The following is a 20,180-nucleotide window of genomic DNA, read 5'->3' as shown; positions in this document are numbered from 1 at the left end:
CCATGGATGCCCGCTTGAACATGCGCGACAATCCGGTCGCAGGCAAGGTGTGGAAGCACATCATCGCGGCGAACGCGGCGCTGGCCGGGATGTCGGTGCCGATTGCGACGTTGGAACTGGTGAAGATCCGCGCGAGCCAGATCAACGGCTGCAGCGGTTGCCTCGACATGCACACCAAGGATGCCCTTGCGGCCGGTGAGAGTGCGGTCCGCGTTCACCTGGTCGCGGCTTGGCGCGAGGCCACGGTCTTCACCGACGCGGAGCGCGCGGCCCTGGAACTGACGGAACAGGGCACGCGCCTCGCGGACGCGAGCACCGGCGTCTCGGACGAGGTCTGGGCGAACGCGGCGAAGCACTACGACGAGGAGCAGCTCGCCACTCTGGTGGCCCAGATCGCCGTGATCAACGCCTTCAACCGAGGCAATGTGATGACCCGCCAGCCGGCCGGGGACTATGAGCCGGGGCAGTTCGGCTGACGCGGCCACTGCCGGTTCGTCCGGCTCGGTCAGCTTGCGCGCGAAGGCTTCAGTTCGTGACCGCCGCCGCGAGCGGAGGCTACGCCTCGATGGCGCGGCTGGAGCCGTGCGGGTGTCGGCCCCCGCACGAGCGGGGATCACGCAAAGAAGGCGTACGTGTGGCCTTCCTTCAAGGGACCACCCCCGCACGCGCGGGGACCACCTGCATTGCCATGGTGGGGCGGCGTTCGATGTGGCACCACCCCCGCACGCGCGGGGACCACGCGGTGCTGCCCGGCACCTCGCCTCTCGTCTCGGGACCACCCCTGCACGCGCGGGGACCACGGCATCAAGGCCGTCTGGGACAAGGTCGCCAAGGGACCACCCCCGCACGCGCGGGGACCACTCTGCGGCTGCAGGCGATGTCGACACGCTGTGGGGACCACCCCCGCACGCGCGGGGACCACAGGATCTGACCTCCTTGTTTAGGGGGCCAGGGCGCGGTTTCTACCTGTTCTGAGGAAATCGCGCATTACTGGCAATCGACCCCTATCGGAATAGAACAGCTATCGGTCGTCCGGTCGTCCTCCTCAGCCTCAGCGTCCACCGAAGCGGCGTCGTTTAGATGCCTTGCTCCAGCCCTCCCGAGGCGGTGAGGGCTGCTGGGTGGTGGTGGACGGTCGGTGGAGCAGGGTGAGGCCCTCGTGGTCGGTGGGGTGCCAAGCGTGGTCGTGGGTTTCGAAGGCGAAGCCCTGCTCGTTGTCGGTCTGGTAGGCGAGCAGCGCGCGGCCCTGCCCCGCGTACTGGCGGACTTCTGCCCAGAGGATGTCCCGTATTGGGGCATTGGGTGCGCCCAGGAAGACGCCCGGGGAGCTTTCCAGGAGCCAGCGAGTGAGAAACCCTCGGAGTCCTGGGGGGCAGTTGGCGAGGACGATGATCGTCACCAGATCGGCTCGTCCGTGGCGTAGTTCCGGCCACCCTCGACCTGCGTGCCGCTGTCCGACTGCAAGGACATGTGGTCCTGCTCCGCAGCTGTGGTGTCCGGTCTTCCGGAGTAGCCGAGGAGGTTCTTGATGTCCTGTACACACCGATCGAGCAAGTTCGTCCGGCTGATGCGGTCGCGCAGGGCTCTGCGGGTACGGGAGGCGACATCCTCCGGGCCCTCGGCAGCCGCGTCGAAAGCCGCCGGGATGGCTATGTCCGTCTTGTAGAGGTCGGCCACGTTGAGCACGAAGGACCGTTCATGGCCGGAGTGCACGAATCCGAGGGCGGGTGAACAGCCGAGGGCGGAGACGACGGAGTGGGCGACGCCGTACATGCACTGGGCCGCAGCGGTGACCGCCTGGTTGGGAGGGCGGTCGGTGCGGTGATCGGCTCCCTGGCCGGGGCGCTGCGCGAGCGGCGCCAGACCGTACGGGCGCTCGCCGGGTGCGCGCGGCTGGCGGACCTCCTGGAGGCCGAGGCCGACCTGGAAGCCCTGTCCTTCTATCCCCATCTGCTGACGTGGGAGCTCGCCCGGCTCCCGGCGGACCAGCGCGTCATGCCGGTGATCCTGCTGGACACCTTCGAGGACGTCGGCGACCGCACCCACCGCGACCTGGAACGCCTCATCCAGCGGCTGGTGTGGCTGATGCCGAACTGCTTCTTCGTCATCACCGGCCGCTCCCGCCTGCAATGGGCCGACCCCGCTCTCCAGGGGCAGCTCGACTACACCGGCCCGGCCGCCTGGCCGGGCCTGGCAGTCCCCGCCGCTGTCCCGGCCGCCCGCGCCGCCCGGCCACCCCACGGCCACGGACGCCAGATCCTGGTCGGTGACTTCTCCCCCGAGGACTGTGACGACCACCTCGCCCGCCGCCTCACCCACGAGGGCGAACCCCTCATCAGCCAGGAGATCCGGCAGGTCATCAGCGACCGCTCCCACGGTCTGCCGCTCTACCTCGATCTGTCGGTGATGCGGTTCCTGGAGATCCGCCGCACCGGCCGCACGCCGCAGCCGACCGACTTCGACCACGACTTCCCGGCGCTGATCGCCCGCACCCTGTCCGACCTCACCGCCAACGAGCGGCACGTCCTGCGCTCCGTGGCCCTTCTCGACTCCTTCGACCTGGACCTGGCCACCGCAGCCGCCGGACTGACCCACCAAGCACCGGCCCTGCGGCTGATCGAGCGGCCCTTCGTCCGCGAGAACGCCTTCGGCCTGTGGCCCTACCACCTGCACGGGCTGATCCGCTCCACCGTCCGCGGTGCCGACGACCAGACCGACGACCGCTGGACGGCACGCGACTGGGAACAGGCCGCCCAGCGCGCGCTGACCGCGCTCGGCGAACAGTTCCAGGCCCGCACCGGCCCCCAACGGACGCTGCTGGTCGGCTGCCTGCGCCAGGGCCTAGCCCTGGCCCGCGACTTCCGTCTCGACCTGAACTGGCTGGCCGACGCCGCCTGGGCCTACGTCGGCGACTCGGTATGGGAACCGCTCGCCCCGCCGGCCCGGCACGACGCCGATGACGGCATGGTGACGGCGGCCGCCGCTCTCGTCGAACTCCTGGCGACACTTGCCCGCCGCCAGCACGAGCACCGCTCACTGACCGTCTCCCGCCTCGCCGCCGTCGCACGCACCCAACTGCTGCCCGCCGACCTGCACGAAATGACCGTCTACTACCTTGCCAAGGCGCAGCGCGACCTCGGAGACTCCGCCTCCTCCCGCCACGGCATGCAGCTTGTCGCCAACGGAACCGGCCGCCTCGCCCCCGCGGCCCGCCGGGGCCTGGCCCACCTTGCCCGCCTCGCCGGCGACTTCCCCACAGCGCACGACACCGCGCAGACCCTGGGCTGGGCGGGCCGCCAACACCGCGTCGAAGGCGACATCTACTGGCCCCACGGCGACATGGACCGCGCGGCCGCCGCCGCGGCCACACGCACACCGCCACGCTGGTCGTCGAAGTATGGGACACAGAGCCGTCGGAGCCGGCTGGCAGCTGGGAGGCATCCGGCCTTGCGGAGATTGTCTGCACGTCAGGGAGTCTCGAAGTACGCGGAGTCGCCGGTGGTCCGATGCCAGAACCGGTCACTTTGTCGTCGGGACCAGGAACCTGGCAGGTCCGGGCAGTTTGCAGTGGGCGTGCCGAGGTAAAGGAAAAGCGCGCCACGGAGTCCCTCACGGCGTTGAGCACTACGTCTTGCAGTTCTGGCCTCGCTCGACGAAGACCCCGCGGAGTAGCGCCCCAAGCCCCCCGACCCGCACCAGCACCATCTGGGCTACCAGTCAGTGAGGTTCACGACGTGGGTGCAGTGTGGATCGGAGTCGTCCTCTGTCCAGTACTGCTCTTCGTCGAGCAGCGACGGCAGGGAGGCCAGCAAGGCAGTGGTGGCGTTTGACGGGCGCACGTCTACGGCGATGGCCTCGGGGGCGTCTGCGGCGTTGAGGTAAAGACGCAGTCGGTCCTCGTCCCGGAAGCAGAATCCGCGCAGCAGAGGGCTCGGCTCCTCTTCCGTGTATGGCTGAGCGAAGCAGCGCAGGATCACGAGAGCGCGGTCGTCCGTGGTGGGGGCCGGTGCCTCCAGGGCTGAGAGGTCCACGCGGACGAGGAGCATGCCCATCACCTGGCTGATGCGCTCACTCGAGTAGATGCGGGTATCCGTGACGAGGGTACGTAGAAGCGCCGTAATGCCGTGCGCCGTGGCTGGTTCGCTGTCCCATTGCAGAGGGATCTCGTAAGCGATCAGCTCATCCGGCGCGTAGGCGTTCGCTTCACCCATAACAACGCGGATCACCGAAGACGGCGCAGATGCGGGTAGGACGCCCCGAATGAAGTGCGTGCCGGTGACTGGCGCATGGACATGGTGGAGTAGCAGACGGGTAATGTCCGCCTGCTGCTCCGCGATCTCGGCGTGCATGGATGTCATTGACTCACCCAGTTTGGACACTTGTTTTGGGGCTGATTCTTGCAGAACGCGTTGATGACGCCGATCTTCTGGCCTCGGCCTGCATCGTAGTCACCATCGCTCGTCTTACGGGCCCACTGGACGATGACGACGATCTTCACGTGGCGGCTGCCGTTGATGGCGACACCGTAGTACTCAAGCCGTGCGCCGTCCCTCTTGTCCGGCTTTCCGTTGAGCGGGCCTTCGACGACCTTGCACTTCTTGATGTTGTGCCTATGAGTGAAGTGGTTCCAGCCGAACTTGCTGTTGCCATAACGGGTCGGGATGGTTCTGCCTTCCCAGTCCTTCTGCTTGCACCTGATGCGCTTGTTCCAGTCGGGCGCCGCGTTCACGGGTGTGGCCAGACCGACGAGAAGCGTGCTCGCTGCGAGCGCCGCAGTGGCTAACGTTGCGATCTTCTTCATGACTCGACCATGACATGCGCAGCGACTGGCTGTCCCCAGAATTTCCATAGCCATCGCTTGAATTAACAGCCGGCTCCGCCCAGACATCGGTGCTCCTCACAAGTGAATGAATCCGCTCCGCAGACCGCCACCTGACCTGCACCCCGATCGGCTTCGGGTGGGAGCTGGCTGATCCTGCTGACACGACAGAACGCCCGTGGCAGGGTGTGATCAGATCAGCAGACGGCAGAAGGCTTCCGTGGAAGCACGGACGTCGAACGGCTTGGTCGACAGCCGCGTAGCGGAAGAGCGCGGCCCAGCCGCGTGAGTGCATGTCGGCCTCTTTGGCGGGCTGTTAGTGAAGGGGCCAAAGAGTAGCAGCGAGGAATACAGCCCTCTCCTCGGCCAGTTCACGCTGCTTGTTATACGTCCTGACCCAGCGGAGGAGGCGTACGGCCCTCACCCGTCTCCGTATCCGTTCTTAGCGTCGGAGTGCAACTCGGCCCATATTGCGGCTAGTTCCAGCAGCCCGTCTTTGCCCACACAGCGCCGGAGCCTGGCCAGCGCGGCCACGGCGCCTGCGTTGTCCTGTCGGTACAGGTACTGAAGCCGTCCGAGGCGGAGGTCCGCAGCCCTCCCCGGCACCCTGGGGACCACCCCCGCATGCGCGGGGACCACCCGGCAGTGCTGCCCGTCCGGGTGGCGAGGCGGGGGCCACCCCCGCATGCGCGGGGACCACGACCTCGGGACCACCGGCGGCACCAGCTATACGGGACCACCCCCGCATGCGCGGGGACCACAGGGCGTGACCTGCGCTCTTATTGGGCGAAGGTGCTGTTTTTGTTGTCTTTTGCGGAGTGCGACAATTGGGGCGTATGGGGGTGGGGGCTGCGGGCCTGTCCCGGCTTGGTCGGCATGGCTGGGCTCCTTGGGGGGCGGGAGGTGTGGCCTGGGGGTGCTCCATCGGGAATGTAGTGGGCGGCGGTGGGCCTTGGGGGGCTGAGTCGTGAGGCTGCATGCCTTGTCGTGCTTACGTCCGTCTGGGGTGAGTGCAGGGTGTCGGGTGCGCTGTGTGGGGTGGGGGAGAGTTGGGTGGCGGGGGTGTGCGGAGGGTTGGGTGTTTCTACGAGGGGGGTCGCAGGTGCGATGTAGATCCGGCTGAAGTTTTCGAGATGCTAGGCAATCGGCCGTATCTTGTCGCACATGCAGTCCTACACAATTGGGCAGGCCGCGCGTCTGCTCGGGGTCAGTCCCGATACCGCTCGTCGTTGGGCCGACGCCGGTCGCGTTGTCACGCACCGGGATGAAGGCGGGCGGCGGCTCATTGATGGGCGGGATCTTGCCGCCTTCTCCGTCGAGGTCGCGCAGGGCGGTGGGGCGGGGGAGGACGAGGTCTCGTACACCACCGCTCGTAACGCCTTTCCCGGCATCGTCACCGCTGTGAAGCTCGGTGACGTGGCTGCCCAGGTGGAGATTCAGGCGGGTCCGCACCGGCTGGTCTCGCTGCTGACCAGGGAGGCGGTGGAGGAGCTCGGCCTCGAGGTCGGGATGCAGGCCACCGCCCGGGTGAAGTCCACCAACGTTCATATCGATCGGGCCTGAGCGCAGTACAGGCAGTACAGGCAGTACAAGCAGTACGGGCAGCACCGGATTGGTTCGGCTCGCGTTCGCATTCCGCTTTCGGTTTCCCGTTTCTGCCCTTCGGCCCCCCTCCGCTCACCCAATGCCAGGAGCCCTGTATGTCCCCGACGTTCTCCGCTCGCACCGTCCGCCGTACCGCCGCCGCTCTCGTGACCGCCGCGCTGCTCGTCCCCCTCGCCGCCTGTGGGAGTGATGACGACAGTGAGGGTAAGGAGGGGGTTGGGGGTGGTGGGGGCAAGAGCGTGAAGCTCACCGTTCTTGCCGCCTCTTCCCTCACCGATGTCTTCGCCACCGCCGAGAAGACGTACGAGAAGGCGCACCCGGGGACGGACATCACCGTCTCGCCTGCCGGGTCGCAGGAGCTTGCCGCGCAGGTCAAGCAGGGGGCGCCCGCCGATGTCCTGGTCACCGCCGACACCAAGACCATGGACGGGCTGAAGGGGGAGACCGGACAGCCCACCGTCATCGCCAAGAACCGGCTCGTCATCGCCACCCGTGAGGGCAATCCGGAGAAGGTGAAGGGGCTCAAGGATCTCGGCGACAGTAAGTTGAAGGTCGTGCTTGCCGATGACACCGTGCCCGTCGGGCGGTACAGCAAGCAGGTGCTCGATGCCCAGAACGTCTCCGTGAAGCCCGTTTCCAAGGAGGCCAACGTCCGCTCCGTCCTCAGCAAGGTCGAGCTCGGCGAGGCCGACGCAGGCATCGTGTACCGGACGGACGCCGCCACCGCTCCCGACAAGGTCGACGCCGTGACGATCCCCGACGCGCAGAACGCCGTCGCCTCCTACCCGGCCGCGACCCTCAAGGGGTCGAAGAACGGTGACGCCGCCGCCGGGTTCGTGAAGTGGCTCAGCACGCCCGAAGCGCAGAAGATTCTGCGGGACGCGGGCTTCCAGAAGCCGTAGAAGCCGTAGCAGCCACTGCCATGCTCCGTTCACGTTCACGCGTCCGTACGCGTCCGCCGCTCACCCTTGCCGTTCCCGCCCTGCTCGCCGTCGCGTTCCTGCTGATGCCGCTCGTCGGCATTCTCGCCCGGACCGAGTGGGGCGACCTCGGCACACACCTGAGCGCCCCCGGCGTCACCCAGGCCCTGAAGCTGTCGCTGCTCGTGTCCTTCTGGGCGCTCGGGCTCTCCCTGGTGCTCGGGGTGCCGCTGGCCTGGCTCCTTGCCCGGGTGGAGTTCCGGGGGAAGGCGCTCGTACGGTCCCTCGTGCTGCTGCCGATGGTGCTGCCGCCCACCGTCGGCGGCGTCGCGCTCCTGCTCGGGTTCGGGCGGCGCGGGCTGCTCGGGCCCTGGCTGGAGAACACCTTCGGGATCGTGCTCCCCTTCCATACGTCAGGTGCCGTCGTCGCGGCGACCTTCGTCGCCATGCCGTTTCTCGTCATCAGCCTGGAGGGCGCCCTCGGCGGTCTGCGGCCCGGCTTCGAGGAGACGGCCGCCTCGCTCGGCGCCTCCCCGGTACGGGTGTTCCTCACCGTCACCCTGCCGATGGTCGCCCCGGGGCTCATCGCGGGCGCCGCGCTGACCTGGGCGCGGGCCCTCGGCGAGTTCGGGGCGACCATCACCTTCGCGGGGAACCTGCCGGGGACCACGCAGACCCTGCCCCTCCAGGTGTACCTGCTGCTCCAGGAGTCCCCGGAGGCCGCGACCTCGCTGTCCCTGCTGCTGCTCGCCATCGCCATGGCCGTTCTCGCCGGGCTGCGCGGGCGGTGGACGACGGGGGCCGCCGGGCGGGGGGTGCGGGAGCCCGTTCCCACCGACTCCGAGGAGGGTGAGGGCTCCAAGGAGGGTGAGGGCTCCATGGAGGGCGAGCGCGGGGTTCCGGAGGTCGCCCCGGCCGTGAAGGACGGGGGGCCGGGCGGGCAGTGGGCCCTGCACGCCGACGTCACCGGCCACAACGAACTCACCCTCGACGCCGAACCCGGCACCACCATCGCCGTCGTCGGACCCAACGGCGCGGGCAAGACCACCCTGCTGCGCGCCCTCCTCGGCCTGACCCCGCGCGCCCACGCCCGGCTGCGGCTCGGCGAGCGCGACGTCACCGGGCTGCCGCCGCACCGCCGCGGGGTGGCCTGGGTCCCCCAGGAAGGCGCCCTCTTCCCGCACCTCAACGCCCTCGGCAACACCGCCTACGGACTGCGCGCGCAGGGCGTCCGGCGGGCCGAGGCCCGCCGGGAGGCACGGACGTGGCTCGACCGGCTCGGCGTCGGACACCTCGCACACCGCAAGCCCGCACAGCTCTCCGGCGGCCAGGCCCAACGGGTCGCGCTGGCGCGGGCGTTGGCCGCGCGGCCCCGGCTGCTGCTCCTCGACGAGCCGCTCGCCGCCCTCGACCAGACCACCCGCGCCCACGTCCGCCACACCCTGCGCCGGCACCTCGACGGGTTCGGCGGGGTGTGCCTCATCGTCACGCACGACCCCGTCGAGGCCGTCTCGCTGGCCGACCGGGTCCTCGTACTCGACGAAGGCCGTACGTTGCAGGACGCGCCGCCCGCCGAGGTCACCCGGCACCCGCGCTCGCCCTGGGTGGCCCGCATGCTCGGCCGCAACGCCTGGCCCGGCACCGCGGACGCCGACGGTTCGCTCGCGCTCGCGGGAGAGGGGCGCCTGGTCGTCGCCGATCCGCTGGAGGCGGGGGCGCGGGCGCTCGCCGTCATCGCCCCGGAGGCGGTGTCCGTGCACCGCGAGCGGCCCGAGGGCAGCCCGCGCAACGTATGGCCGGGCACGGTACGGGAGATCACCGCCGCGGGCAGCCGGTTGCGCGTCCTGATCGCCTCGCGCGAGGCGCCCGACCTGATCGCCGAGATCACTCCGCAGGCCGCACTCGACCTCGGCCTCGCGGACGGGTCGGAGGTGTGGACGAGTGTGAAGGCCACGGAGGTTTCGGTCGTCGCGCTCTGAGGCCCGGTCGTCAGGGAGAGGTGGGAGAGGCGGGGCCGGTGGGCTGCAGTGGTGCCTGCCAGGTCACCGTCGTGCCCGCCTCCACGCCGTCCGTGTCCCCGTCGTCGTACACCGTCAGGCGTACCCCCTCCCGCCGGTCGGGCAGCGTCGCCTTCGCGTCGATCGCCACGTCGACCCGGGTGACGCCGGTGCGGCGCGACGCGGCGGCGAGCGCCCGGCGCAGCGCGGCGAGCAGATGGCCGGCGGTCGGATCCGTGACCTTGGTGTCGACGGCCCCGGCGAAGTGCACCGACGGCTGGATGCCGAGCACCGCCGACGCGCCCGCCGTCTCGCGGAGGACCTTGCCGCGGAACGTGGCCGGGGCGTCGGCGGGCGGCTGCTGGAGCGCGAAGATGGCCGTGCGCACCTCCTGGATGGTGGACTCCAGCTCGTCGACGGCGTGGTCGAGCGTGGACTCGACCTGCGTCGACCGGGCCCTGCTGCGGGTCGCGTCCAGCATCATGCCGGTGGCGAAGAGCCGCTGTACGACGAGGTCGTGCAGGTCGCGGGCGATCCGGTCGCGGTCCTCGAAGACCGCGAGGCGCTGTCGGCTCTGCTGGGCGTCGGCCAGTACGAGGGCCAGCGCGGCCTGCGACGCGAACTGCGTGGCGAGCAGGCGCTCGGCCGAGGTGTAGGCGGGTGCGCCGCGCCGCCGGGGCAGGGCGAGCGTGCCGATGAGGCGGCCGCCGGCCTGTAGCGGCAGCATCATGCTGGGGCCGAAGCGGACGCGTACGTGCGTCGTCATGCGGGGGTCGGTCGCCGAGTCCTCGATGAATACCGGCTCCCCCCCGAGGAGCTTTTCGAGCACCTCGCTGCCGGGGGCGATGGTGGTGCCGATGAGGTCGTTGTGGCTCGGGGGGTAGGGGTGGGCCGCCCCCGCCCTCGATGCCCTCGGTGGCGTAGGAGGTGCGGGTGGCGTAGGTGGCACAGGGGCTGGTGATGTGGCTGTGGGCGTGGCGTGGCCGGGCCGGGTGCCTGCCGTCGTGCCCCAGCCGTGGGGCGCGCCGTCCGTGGCCGCCGCGACGATGCTCATGCCCCCCGCATCCGTGGGCTGCAGGATCACCCCCGCCGCCGCGCCCGCGAGGATCCGCGCCCGGTCCGCGACCGTCATCAGCGCGTCGGCCGCAGCCTCACCGGTGAGCAGGGCCGTGGTGACCGCCGCCGCACCCTCGATCCAGCGCTCCCGCTGCCGGGCCGCCTCGAAGAGCCGGGCGTTGCCGATGGCGATGCCCGCCTGGCTCGCCAGGACCCGCAGGAGCTGCCGGTCCTCCTCGGTGAAGGGGCCGCCCCGAGCCTTCCGCGCGAGCAGGAGCGTGCCGAACGGCTCGTCGTGGACCTGGACCGGAACGTCGATGACGGTGCCGTCGGCGGTCGGCCGTACGGCCGGTACGCCGTCGGGGAAGGCGCCGGGTCCGCCCGCCACGAAGAGTTCCCCCAGCCCGCCGAGCGTGGCGAGATCCGCCCCGGTCAGCCGCGCCGCGCTGTCCACGATGTGCTGGAGCGTGGCACGGAGTTCGAGGTCCGTGCCGACGCTGAGGACGGCTTCGAGGATCGGCTGCATCGAGGGCGGCGCCGTGTCCGCGCCTTCGGACGCCTCGCTGCCTCCGGGCACCTCGCTGCCTCTGGGCACCTCGCTACCTTCGGGCATCTCGGTCACGTACGACGTACTCCGTGGTCGGGGTGGCGGGTGTCCGGGAGGTCCGGGCGTCCGGGCGGTCAGCCGGACAGCGGAGCCAGGGACAGCGGCTGGATCTTGCCCTCCAGCATCGCACCGAGCCCGAGGACGGCGCACACATCAGGCCGTTCCGCGATATGTACGGGCATTCCGGTCGCGTCCCGCAGCATCTGGTCGAGGCCCGGGAGCAGCGCGCTGCCGCCGACCATCATGATTCCGCGGTCCGCGAGGTCGGCCACCAGATCCGGCGGGCAGTCGCGCAGCACCTTGCCGATGCCGTCGAGGACGGCGGTGAGCGGGGTGTGGATGGCGTCGCGGACCGCGGCCGTGTTCACCTGGACGGAGCGGGCCAGGCCCGTCGCGACGTCCCTGCCGTGGATCTCGGTCGACTCCGGACCCTGCGGCGTGAGGCCGTTGCCGTGCAGGGCGAGCTGGAGGGGGCGTACCGACTGGGAGGGCAGCATCAACTCGTGGTGGTGGCGCAGGTGCTGCACGATCGCGTTGTCGATGGCCTCGCCGCCCACCGGGACCCGCTGGGCGGTCACGATCGCGCCGAGGGAGAGGACCGCGACCTGCGTGGTGGCGGCGCCGCAGACGAGGATCATCGTCGCTTCGGGGCGCTCCACGGGGAGCCCGCAGCCGACCGCCGCGGCGATGAGCGTGTCCACCAGCTCCACGCGGCGCGCGCCGAGCCCGACCATGGTCTCGGTGGCGGCGCGCTGGGCGAGCGGATCCGCGTCGTGCGGGGTGCAGACGGCGGCGCGCAGCCGGGGCTTGCGGCGCAGGGTGCGGCGGAGCTTCTCACCGATCAGGTTGCGCAGCATCCGCTGGGCCATCTCGATGTCGACGACGGTGCCGCCGGAGACGGGGCGGACGACCCGGATGTAGCCCGGCGTACGTCCCGTCATCTGCTCGGCGAAGTGGCCGACCGCGATGAGCGCGCCCGTACGCGTGTTGACGGCGGCGGCGCTCGGCTCGTCGACGACGAGGCCCGCGCCCTTCACGAACACCCGCGTCCTCGCGGCTCCGAGGTCGACGGCGATATGGCAGCGGCGCAACTGCTCCAGACTGACGGTCATGGCAGATCCTCCCGAGAGCGCAGACCGTACGGACCGTCGGTCGGCGGTCCTGTCTCGCATCGTGCGACGGGTACGGGCGCCTCGCGCGCTGGACTGAGCCGGGCGGGGTGCCGCCGCACGGGTGGTGTTCACGGCGTTGCGGGCAGTGCGGTGGTTCCACAGGAGGTGCGGTGGTTCCACAGGAAGTGCGGTGGTTCCAGTGGACGCGGAGGGGCGGCTGCCGAAAAGGCGGATACTCGCCTGTCTGAGGTTGCCGTCTCGTCTGAGGTTGCCGTCTTGTCTGAGGTTGCCGCCCGTACGAGGTTGCCGCCCGTCCGAGGTTGCCGGGGCTCTCACCTCTCGCGCAGCGCCACCGTCACGTCCCCCAGGAGTCTGCGCGTGAAGCGCGCCCCGGCGTCGATCAGGCGTCGGCGCGCCCCGCCGTCGGCCGCGAGACCGATGAAGGGAATGCCCAGGCTCTGCGCCGCGGCCGCCTCCGCCGTCGAGGAGCCGACCATCACGCACCGGTCCGCGGACGAGCCCAGCTGGTCGATGGCCCGGCGCAGGCAGTCGGGGTCGGGCATGAGGAGGGTGAGGTCGGGGGTGCGGCCGTGGACGGCGGCCTCGGGGAGGGGGAAGCCCTGGGCCGCGAGATACGAGGTGACGGCACGCGGCGAGACGTCCGTCGCGACGGCCAGGCGGAGGCCCCCCGGTCTGGCCAGGGCCCGCAGGGCGTCGGAGAGCAGGCCTGCGGGTCCTGGCGGCTTCGCGGTGGCGGCGGCACGCAGCTCGATGGCTTCGAGGCGGGCGTGCAACTCCGGGGGAAGCGTGGGGTGTTGAGCGAAGGCGCGCAGGATGTCCAGGGGGTGGATCCGGTCGTCCGCGAGGGAGGCGGTGGCCCCTGCGGGCAGGAGGGGATCGCCCGCCTCGGCCGCCTCGGGGTCGCGCAGCTCGGCGATCAGGGCGGCGAGGGAGCGGGCCGCGTCGCGTGCGGTGCGGCCCGGGTAGAGGTGGGCGAGGGTGCCGTCGAAGCCGAGGATCAGGGAATCGACGGGCCGGGGGAGGTCGCCGGGACCGGGCGGGAGAGCGCGGGGCGGGCGCGCGGTGACGTCGCAGTACCAGTCGTCGGACTGCGGCACCGGCTCGAAGAGGTGGGCCCCCGCCCGGCCGGACTCGTAGAGCCGGTCGTGCAGGTCGCTGGAGACGATCACCACGGCCCGGGTGCCGGTGCGGTCGAAGAGGTGGCCGAGGCCGGAGGGGAAGGAGGGCGCGGACACCGTCGGGTCCGCGTCGTGCGTGACGGTGACGCCGAGCCCGAGGACCGGGAATCCGTCGAGCGCGTCGGGCAGCCCGTCGACCGTCGTGAGGAGCACGTGCAGGACGTGGACCTCGGGGGCGATCGTCACGTCCCAGCCGCGCGGGCGCGGGCGCATCTCGAACCGGTCCGGGCCGATCCCGCCCGCGACGAGGAGGTGCGAGACGGCGCGGCCCAGTCTCTGCAGGGTGGCCTCGGGGGACTCGGCGGGGCGCGCCAGATACTCGAAGGAGACGGTGGTGGACGGGGGCGAGGGCTCGCCCGTCGCGCTGGTCGTCGCGGCGTCGAGGGAGTCGGGGCGGGCGCCGGGGAACCGCTCGTGCGGGGCGAGCCTGTCCGCCTCCTCGACCATCGACAACTCCGTGAGCAGTTCGTCGAGTTCGGCGGGGTCCTGCTCGGCTCCCTCGGTGCCCTCCTGTTCCTTGGTGAGTTCCCACTGGAGGTGGAGCAGGGACTGCCGCAGGGCGCGGATGGTGGCCCTGGTCTCTTCCGCGGCCGGGCCCGGGATGTCCTCCAGGACGTCGCCGTCCCACAGGCTCAGCGCGGCCGCGACACGGTCCAGGGCGGCATCGATGTCTCCATCGCGGCGGTACGCCTCCGCTTCGGCGGCCAGTCTCCGGCACTGGAAGAGGTCGACGTCGTCGACATCCGACGTGAGCATCAGGGCGTATCCGTCCCCCGCCGTCACCACCGAGTCGGGGCCGAGGGTCTCGCGGAGGCGAGCGGCGGACAGGGCGAGGAGGTGCGGCGCGTTGGCGGGGGGAGCGGAGCCCCAGATGCCTGCTGCCAGTTCCGTCGCTGTCATGGCACGCCCCTGCCGGAGCAACAGCATGCAGAGCATCGCCCGGCCCCTCGGTTCGCCGACGGGCAGGGGGCGGCGGGCCTGCGTGACGCTGAGCGGCCCGAGCAGGGAGTAGGTGCGTTCGTGGATCGAGGGCGAGGCGAGCTGACCGAGCCGCCCGATGCCGCGGCGCAGGACGTCCGCGTCGCGGGAGCGCAGGTCGCGCAGGGCCGACGTCAGGGTGTCGGCGGCCTGTTCGGACAGGGTGTACGCGTGCGGGGCCCGCGTGGCCCCGGGCCTGGTCCGTCGACGGCCCTCCGGCAGCCATGGGGCGTCGAATGAGGCGCCCTCCGTCGGCTCGTACATCTTGCGGACGAGGCGGCCGAGCGCGCGGAGTTCGGCCGTGCGGCTCACTTCGCCGAACGGGGTGAGCGTGAAGCCGCAGAGCACCGGGCCGCGGGGCGAGACCCGCACGTTGGCGTGGGTCAGGGCACCGTGGACCATCCCTTCGGCGTGGAGGGCGGTGACCGCGTCGGCCAGGCGCGGCACCAGTTCCATGAGGAGGTCGGTGGGGAGCCCCCACGGGTGGTCGGTGAGCAGCTCCTCCAGGCTCTGCCCCTCGATGAACTCCATGGCCAGATAGGGGACGCGGCGGTGGAAGCCGTAGTCGTGCACGGCTGCCACGTTCGGGTGCCGGAAGCGGGAGAGCCGCCGCGCCGCGTGGACGAAGTCGAGGCGGAGCCACCGGGGGGCCCGCAGGAAGCGCTGCACCACGACGGTCCGGTTCGCGCCGTGCGGGTTCTGGTGCGGGTTCTCGTGCCGGTTCTCGTGCGCGGTCTCATGCAGGTCCTCGGCCCGCCAGACCCGCCCGCTCAGCCCGATCTGCCCCACGCCCCGGTAACGGCCGCCGATCAGCGGCCCGCGGCCCGGCTCCTCGGCCCGCTGGGCGAGGTCCGGTACGTCGACCCGCGGGATGAGGCCCGGCGCACCCAACTGCCGCACGGTGTCCGGCGTGACGGTCGCGAACGGTTCCCGCGCGGGCCCCTGAGTCCCGGTCCCGGCGCCCTGCCTCGAACTCGGCACGCTCGCCACCGCCCGCAGCTCCCCGGGCGTCACCCCCGCCCGGTCGTCGATCAACTCGCCCATGCGAGCGAGGAGTTCCCGCGTACGACCCCGTGCGGTGCGCGGCAAGGTGCGCAGCAGCACCTCTCGTACGCCGTCGCGGAACACGTAGGAGCCCGGCGCCGCCGACGGACCTTCGGTCAGCATGCCGCTGAGGATCACCTCCGCCAGGTGCTGCGGGCGCGGTCGTTCCTCCACGGCCGCCTGGACCAGGCGCATGACCGGCAACCGGGGTTCGCCGACGGCCAGGTGGCCCGCCAGGCGGAAGGCCTCGGGGGAGGCCGTGGAGCGGAAGCGCAGGACGAGGTCTTCGGGGGCGAGCCGCGTGACGTCCTCGGCGGGGGCCTCCTCGCCCGGGAGCGTGCGGGTCGCGGTCGGCTCGCGCCCCAACCACCCCACCGACGCGGGCAGTTCGACGCCGCTGCCGTCCGCGACCAGGGACGCCCAGTGCGCGAGCCAGGACGGTGCCGGTTCCAGGACGGGGACCGGGAGGGCGCCGGGTGGTGACGGCTCGGACGTGTACGGGGTGAAGGTGAGGGCGCCGGAGGGGGCGGCCGGGTGCGGGGCGGCGAGGGAACCCGGGGTCGTGGGGAGCGCCGTGGTGCGCCAGAGGCGCTCCGGGAGTGGCTGGATCACGGCCAGCGGCATCCGTGCCGCCCACCGGCGCAGGGTGCGGTACCAGCGGGCGCCTGCCGCGCCGGGCCGCCACTGCGGGCCCATGCAGTCGCTGACGAGGAGGGTGACGGTGCGGCCGGTGGCGGGCGCGGCGGCCGCCCGGGGCGGGACCGTGCCGTCGGGGGCCGCGCGGTGGAGCTCGACCGTGCGGAAGATGCCGGACTGGGCCAGCGCCGTGTGGAGTTCGTGGACCAGCGGGTGCCAGATCGGCATGGTCGGACCGGCGTCGCACACGAGGGACAGCCGCAGCCAGCGCTCCTCCGCCGGGCGCAGCACCGGAAGCCAGCCCCAGGGGTGCCCGCCGATGCGGGCGATGCGGTGTGCGGTGGCCGCCTCGTCGATGACGTGGCCGACAGGGGAGGGGACGCGGCGCTTGAGCGGGCGCAGAGCGCGTTGCAGGGCGAGGGGGTGCGTGACCATCGGGGGGACGGGCACGCGCAGGGAGGTGGTGTGTTGTGCCTGTTCGGGGGGTTGCGGTGGCGTGCCGGGGGCGTCAAGGGCGGACGGGGCACCGGTGTGGCCCGGGGCGTCCGGTGCGCCGCCGTCGGCCATCGGCGCGGGGAGGTGGAGCGGCACCCGGTCGTCGGAAGGGGCGGGATGTGGTGGCGTGGCAGAGGGTGCCGTCGATGTCGATGTCGATGTCGATGGGGCGTCGGGCGACGGCGGTACGTCCCCGGGGGCGCTCGCGGTCTTCGCCGGGGCGTCCTGCTGCGCCGCGAGCCACAGCAGTTCGGCCAGCTCCACGGGGGTGGGAGGTGCGCCGTCCGCCGCCTGGGCCAGCACGTCGGACAGGCGGGCCAGGGGGCCCCGGCGCCGGGGGGCGTCAGAGTTCATCGGGCCCCGGATCCGCCGACTGCGTGAGGTAGGGCATCAGCTGCTGGGCGAGCTCGTCGCGGGATGCGGCGTCGATGCCCGCGGCGCCGGTCAGGTAGATGGCGTTGAGGAGCTGGTCGGTGGCGAGCTCGCCGCCGGTGCCGCGCTCCAGGAAGCGGGTGATGAGGCTGCGGGCGTACGCGTCGGGTTCGCCCAGGTGGGCGCGGACGATCTCCTCCAGGTGCTCGTCGCGCGGCTGGCGCAGCCGGAGGGTGACGCAGCGGCGCAGGAAGGCGGGCGGGAACTCGCGTTCGCCGTTGCTGGTCAGGACGACGAAGGGGAAGGCGCGGCAGCGCACCCGGCCGCGTACGACGGTGACCGGGTCGTCGGAGCTGTCGGAGCCGTCGGCCAGGAGGCTCGCCTCCTGGGTGTGCTTGGCGATCCGGACCAGCTCGGGGATCTCGTACTGGCCCTCCTCCAGGATGTTCAGGAGGTCGTTGGGGAGGTCGAGGTCGCTCTTGTCGATCTCGTCGATGAGGAGGGCGCGGGGGCGGGCGTAGGGGAGGAGTGCGGTGCCCAGCGGGCCGAGGCGCAGGTGGTCCTCGACGCCCGCGCTGTCCGCCGGGCGTCCGTCCCGGTCCGCCCGGGGCCCCGTCCCGTCGCCGAGCCGCGCCGAGCGGGCCGCGCGGCCCGCCGCGTACAGCCGGGAGAGCGGGTCGTACTGGTAGAGCCCGTCGTGCAGGGCGCTGCGGCTCGTGATGTTCCAGCGCAGCACCGGGCCGAGGCCCAGCTCCCTGGCCACCGCGTACGTGAGGCTCGACTTGCCGCTGCCCGGCGGGCCCGTCACGAGGAGGGGACGCCGCAGGTACAGGGCGGCGTTGACGAGCTGGACGCAGCTCTCGGTCGCCCGGTACGTCTGGGCCCGGTGCCTGCGGTCCGGTGACGTCGCGGAGCCGTCGTCCTCGGGGACGGGGAGGACCGGGCCGCCGTCGAAGGCGCGCCAGGGCGGCGGCGGGGGCAGCTCGGTGATGCCGTCGTGGGGCTCGTTCGTGCCGGTGTAGACGGGCCACAGGGACATGATCCGGGTTTCTCCGTAAGGGCTTGGCGGGTCACGCGACGGGTGAGTGCAGGTGGGCGAGGGGCGGTACGGGGAGGCAGCGGGGGTCGTCCCAGAGGAGCTGTACGTCTCTGGCCCAGTGTGCGTCCGGGTCGTCCGCGGCGTCGGCCGTCTCCCGCAATGCCTGGATGGCGCGCGGGAGTTCGGCCAGCGACAGGCCCTCGACGTGCGCTGCTACGCGGTCCAGGAACGAGGATCCGACGCAGCCGCCGCCCGTACCGGTACCGGCGGCGACTGCGTCGGTACCGGCCGGGCTCCCGGAGTGCGCGGCGCACCCCGAGCGCGGCCACAGCACCACCGGCACCGGCACGTTCAGCGTCGCGTCGAAGTGCGCGCCGACCCCGGCCTCCCGCGGCGGGAGCGTGAAGCCCGCCAGGTCGGCCTCGTCCTGGCGCAGCCGGTACCTGAGCCGGTTCGGCTTCTCCTCGGTGCCGCAGTCGACGCGGTACAGCGGCGCCGCGGGCCTGCCGTCGACGTGTCGCCACTTGCGGGCCAGCTGGTGGCGCAGTCCTCCCGCGCGCCGCGCGCGGTCGGCGACGACCAGCGGGTACGAGCAGCCGAGCGGGGTCGGATCGTCGACGCCGCGACCCCACTGGGCGACGGGCATGTTGAGCAGCGTCCGGGGCAGCACGAAGGCCAGTAACTCGTCGGCGTCCGGCGCGAGATGGGAGAAGGCGTCGTCGATGCGTGCCTGGACGTAGGCGGGCACCCGGTCGCGCGCCAGGGTGTGCGAGGCGACGGGGTGGCGGTGGCCGTCGCGGCAGGCGGACACCTCGACGAGGACCTGGTCGCCGCCCGCGCCGCTGTGGTCGATCTCGACGAGGATCGGTGACCAAGCGGGCGGCGGTCCGCCGGGAGCAGGAGTAGGAGCAGGAGCGGGAGTGGGGGCGGGGGCGGGGGTCGGGGGGTGTGCGGGTGCGGTGGGCGTGGCGTACGCGCGGGGCGGTTCGAGGAGGTGGCCCAGGCGGTCGGTGAGCCGGGCAACGGCGGCGGGCTCGTCCACCTCCGAAAGGACGTACCAGGCCGCAGCCCAGAGCGAGGCGAAGCCCTCGGGCGGCACGGGCGGGCCGAGCGGCCCCACGGCGTCGCGGTACAGGCGCTCCGGGTCGGGTACGGCACCGGCACTGGCACCGGTATTGGTACTGGTATCGGCGACGGTACTGACGACCCTGTCCACCAGTACGCGCAACTGCTCCTTCGCCGCCCGCCGGTGACCGGGCGTGGGGACGAGGTCGCCGAGCGGCGGCCAGTAGCGGGCCATGACGGAGGTGGGGAGCATCCGGCCGTTGCGTACGCCGGATCCGCCCGCGGCCGCCGACACCATGCCCACGACCCGGCCGGAGTCGGCGAGCGTCACCGCGGCTCCGCTGAACCCCGGGGCCAGCGGCTGCCCGTGGGCGCTCCACGCCTCCAGCTGGACCCACTCGTCGGCGATCAGCTGGGCGGCCGTGGCGCGGTACTCGGCGAGCGTGCCCTCGTCGTACCCCTTGGGGAACCCGTAGACGAGGAGCCTGGGCCGGGGGTGGTCGTAGGCGTCCTCGGGCAGGGCGAACTCGGCGGGGGCGACCCGTACGGGTTGCTCCAGTTCGAGGACGGCCAGGTCACCGGGGTCGTCGTGCCGACCGTCCCAGCCGCCGTGGGCGTACACGGTGGCCGGGACGGTGCCGAGCGCCTTGTGGTGCGGGAAGGAGACGGTGATCTCGCGGTCGCCCCTGTCGCGGACGACGTGAGCGCAGGTGAGCAGGTGCCGCTCGGAGACCAGGAACCCCGCGCCCGTCTCGCGGCCGCAGTCGATCCGGGCGTGCCAGGACGTACTGCTCATGAGGTGGCGGCGGGCTCCGGCGACGGCGGGTGGGGCGTCGGCGCCTCGGGCGACCAGGTGAGGCGGACCACGAGGTGGCCCTCGGCCTGTCCCTTCACGATCACGGCCCCGGTCTCCGCCGACATCCGCACCCCGAACTCGATCTCGACCGAGTCGGGCCGCAGGCTGCCGTCACGGAACACGCGCAGCGCGGACGCGGCGGCCGCCCGTGCGCCGTCGAGCGACGCCTCGAACGTACGGGCCGCAAGGGCGGGTCCTTCACCGCGCGAGACGAGGCGGGAGCCGGACCCCTCGTCCACGTCCGCGACGACGACCCGCGCGCCGTCGTCGGTCGTGAACTCCACCAAGCCATCCATGTGACGCCCCCGTTGAGCTGTGTCGATGTCCCGCATCTGCCAACGGCATTGTTACGGACCCGGCTTGCGGCTGTCATCCGCACC

14 protein-coding genes and 1 pseudogene are annotated in these 20,180 nt (G+C 72.0%); 5 read left to right on the top strand and 10 right to left on the bottom strand.

Annotated elements, in window-relative coordinates; translation table 11 throughout:
• The first annotated feature begins 2 nt into the window (after positions 1–2).
• Positions 3–476 carry a carboxymuconolactone decarboxylase family protein gene (locus ABZ953_RS01725; protein ID WP_361715649.1) on the top strand — a complete coding sequence of 158 codons (474 nt, stop codon included), beginning with the start codon at positions 3–5 and terminating at the stop codon, positions 474–476.
• 575 nt (positions 477–1,051) lie between these two features.
• Here ABZ953_RS01725 and cas2e read toward each other — a convergent pair.
• Both cas2e and ABZ953_RS01715 read right to left on the bottom strand, forming a co-directional pair.
• Positions 1,052–1,399, bottom strand: coding sequence for a type I-E CRISPR-associated endoribonuclease Cas2e (gene cas2e / locus ABZ953_RS01720; RefSeq protein ID WP_361714948.1), 348 nt, complete (start codon positions 1,397–1,399; stop codon positions 1,052–1,054).
• A pseudogene (locus tag ABZ953_RS01715) lies at positions 1,396–1,806 on the bottom strand (type I-E CRISPR-associated endonuclease Cas1); the annotation flags it as partial. The gene cas2e and the pseudogene ABZ953_RS01715, both read right to left, overlap by 4 nt.
• Here ABZ953_RS01715 and ABZ953_RS01710 point away from each other — a divergent pair.
• A complete protein-coding gene (locus tag ABZ953_RS01710) occupies positions 1,756–3,585 on the top strand; it encodes a hypothetical protein (RefSeq protein ID WP_361714945.1) in 1,830 nt (609 codons plus the stop codon). The pseudogene ABZ953_RS01715 and the gene ABZ953_RS01710 sit on opposite strands and share 51 nt — an antisense overlap.
• Before the next feature lie 125 nt (positions 3,586–3,710).
• On the opposite strand, the gene ABZ953_RS01705 is transcribed toward ABZ953_RS01710, so the two are convergent.
• Entirely contained in the window at positions 3,711–4,349 is a 639-nt protein-coding gene (locus tag ABZ953_RS01705; RefSeq protein WP_361714942.1) for a hypothetical protein, read from the bottom strand.
• Between the two features lie 5 nt (positions 4,350–4,354).
• A complete protein-coding gene (locus ABZ953_RS01700) occupies positions 4,355–4,801 on the bottom strand; it encodes a hypothetical protein (protein ID WP_361714939.1) in 447 nt (148 codons plus the stop codon).
• A 1,182-nt stretch (positions 4,802–5,983) separates the two neighbouring features.
• Here ABZ953_RS01700 and ABZ953_RS01695 point away from each other — a divergent pair.
• The 3 genes from ABZ953_RS01695 to ABZ953_RS01685 all read left to right on the top strand — a co-directional run bounded on the left by ABZ953_RS01695 (position 5,984) and on the right by ABZ953_RS01685 (position 9,323).
• Entirely contained in the window at positions 5,984–6,382 is a 399-nt protein-coding gene (locus tag ABZ953_RS01695; protein WP_361714936.1) for a helix-turn-helix transcriptional regulator, read from the top strand.
• A gap of 137 nt (positions 6,383–6,519) precedes the next feature.
• A complete protein-coding gene (modA, locus tag ABZ953_RS01690) occupies positions 6,520–7,326 on the top strand; it encodes a molybdate ABC transporter substrate-binding protein (protein ID WP_361714933.1) in 807 nt (268 codons plus the stop codon).
• Positions 7,327–7,346: 20 nt separating this feature from the next.
• Positions 7,347–9,323 (top strand): ABC transporter permease, encoded by a 1,977-nt coding sequence (locus ABZ953_RS01685; protein ID WP_361714930.1) that lies wholly within the window; start codon positions 7,347–7,349, stop codon positions 9,321–9,323.
• A gap of 10 nt (positions 9,324–9,333) precedes the next feature.
• Here ABZ953_RS01685 and ABZ953_RS01680 read toward each other — a convergent pair whose 3' ends face one another.
• The 6 genes from ABZ953_RS01680 to ABZ953_RS01655 all read right to left on the bottom strand — a co-directional run bounded on the left by ABZ953_RS01680 (position 9,334) and on the right by ABZ953_RS01655 (position 20,096).
• Entirely contained in the window at positions 9,334–10,923 is a 1,590-nt protein-coding gene (locus ABZ953_RS01680; RefSeq protein ID WP_361715646.1) for a GAF domain-containing protein, read from the bottom strand.
• 155 nt (positions 10,924–11,078) lie between these two features.
• The gene (locus tag ABZ953_RS01675; protein ID WP_361714927.1) at positions 11,079–12,116 is read right to left on the bottom strand and encodes a rod shape-determining protein; all 1,038 of its coding nucleotides are present in this window, start codon (positions 12,114–12,116) and stop codon (positions 11,079–11,081) included.
• Between the two features lie 332 nt (positions 12,117–12,448).
• Positions 12,449–16,822, bottom strand: a complete 4,374-nt coding sequence (locus ABZ953_RS01670) for an SAV_2336 N-terminal domain-related protein (RefSeq protein ID WP_361714924.1) — start codon at positions 16,820–16,822, stop codon at positions 12,449–12,451.
• Positions 16,812–17,879: a MoxR family ATPase gene (locus ABZ953_RS01665; RefSeq protein ID WP_361714921.1), complete on the bottom strand. Its 1,068-nt coding sequence runs from the start codon at positions 17,877–17,879 to the stop codon at positions 16,812–16,814. Before ABZ953_RS01665 ends, ABZ953_RS01670 begins: the two co-directional genes overlap by 11 nt.
• 31 nt (positions 17,880–17,910) lie before the next feature.
• Entirely contained in the window at positions 17,911–19,740 is a 1,830-nt protein-coding gene (locus ABZ953_RS01660) for a trypsin-like peptidase domain-containing protein (protein WP_361714918.1), read from the bottom strand.
• On the bottom strand, positions 19,737–20,096 hold the full coding sequence (locus ABZ953_RS01655; RefSeq protein ID WP_361714916.1) for a CU044_2847 family protein: 360 nt from the start codon (positions 20,094–20,096) through the stop codon (positions 19,737–19,739). The genes ABZ953_RS01660 and ABZ953_RS01655 overlap by 4 nt, the downstream gene beginning before the upstream one ends.
• Between the last annotated feature and the right edge of the window lie 84 nt (positions 20,097–20,180).

The organism is Streptomyces sp. NPDC046465 (genome assembly GCF_040646035.1).
In the GTDB taxonomy this organism is placed as follows: Bacteria; Actinomycetota; Actinomycetes; order Streptomycetales; family Streptomycetaceae; genus Streptomyces.
The sequence above is the reverse complement of the archived record's forward strand: the minus strand, read 5'-3'. Positions and strand labels throughout refer to the sequence as shown.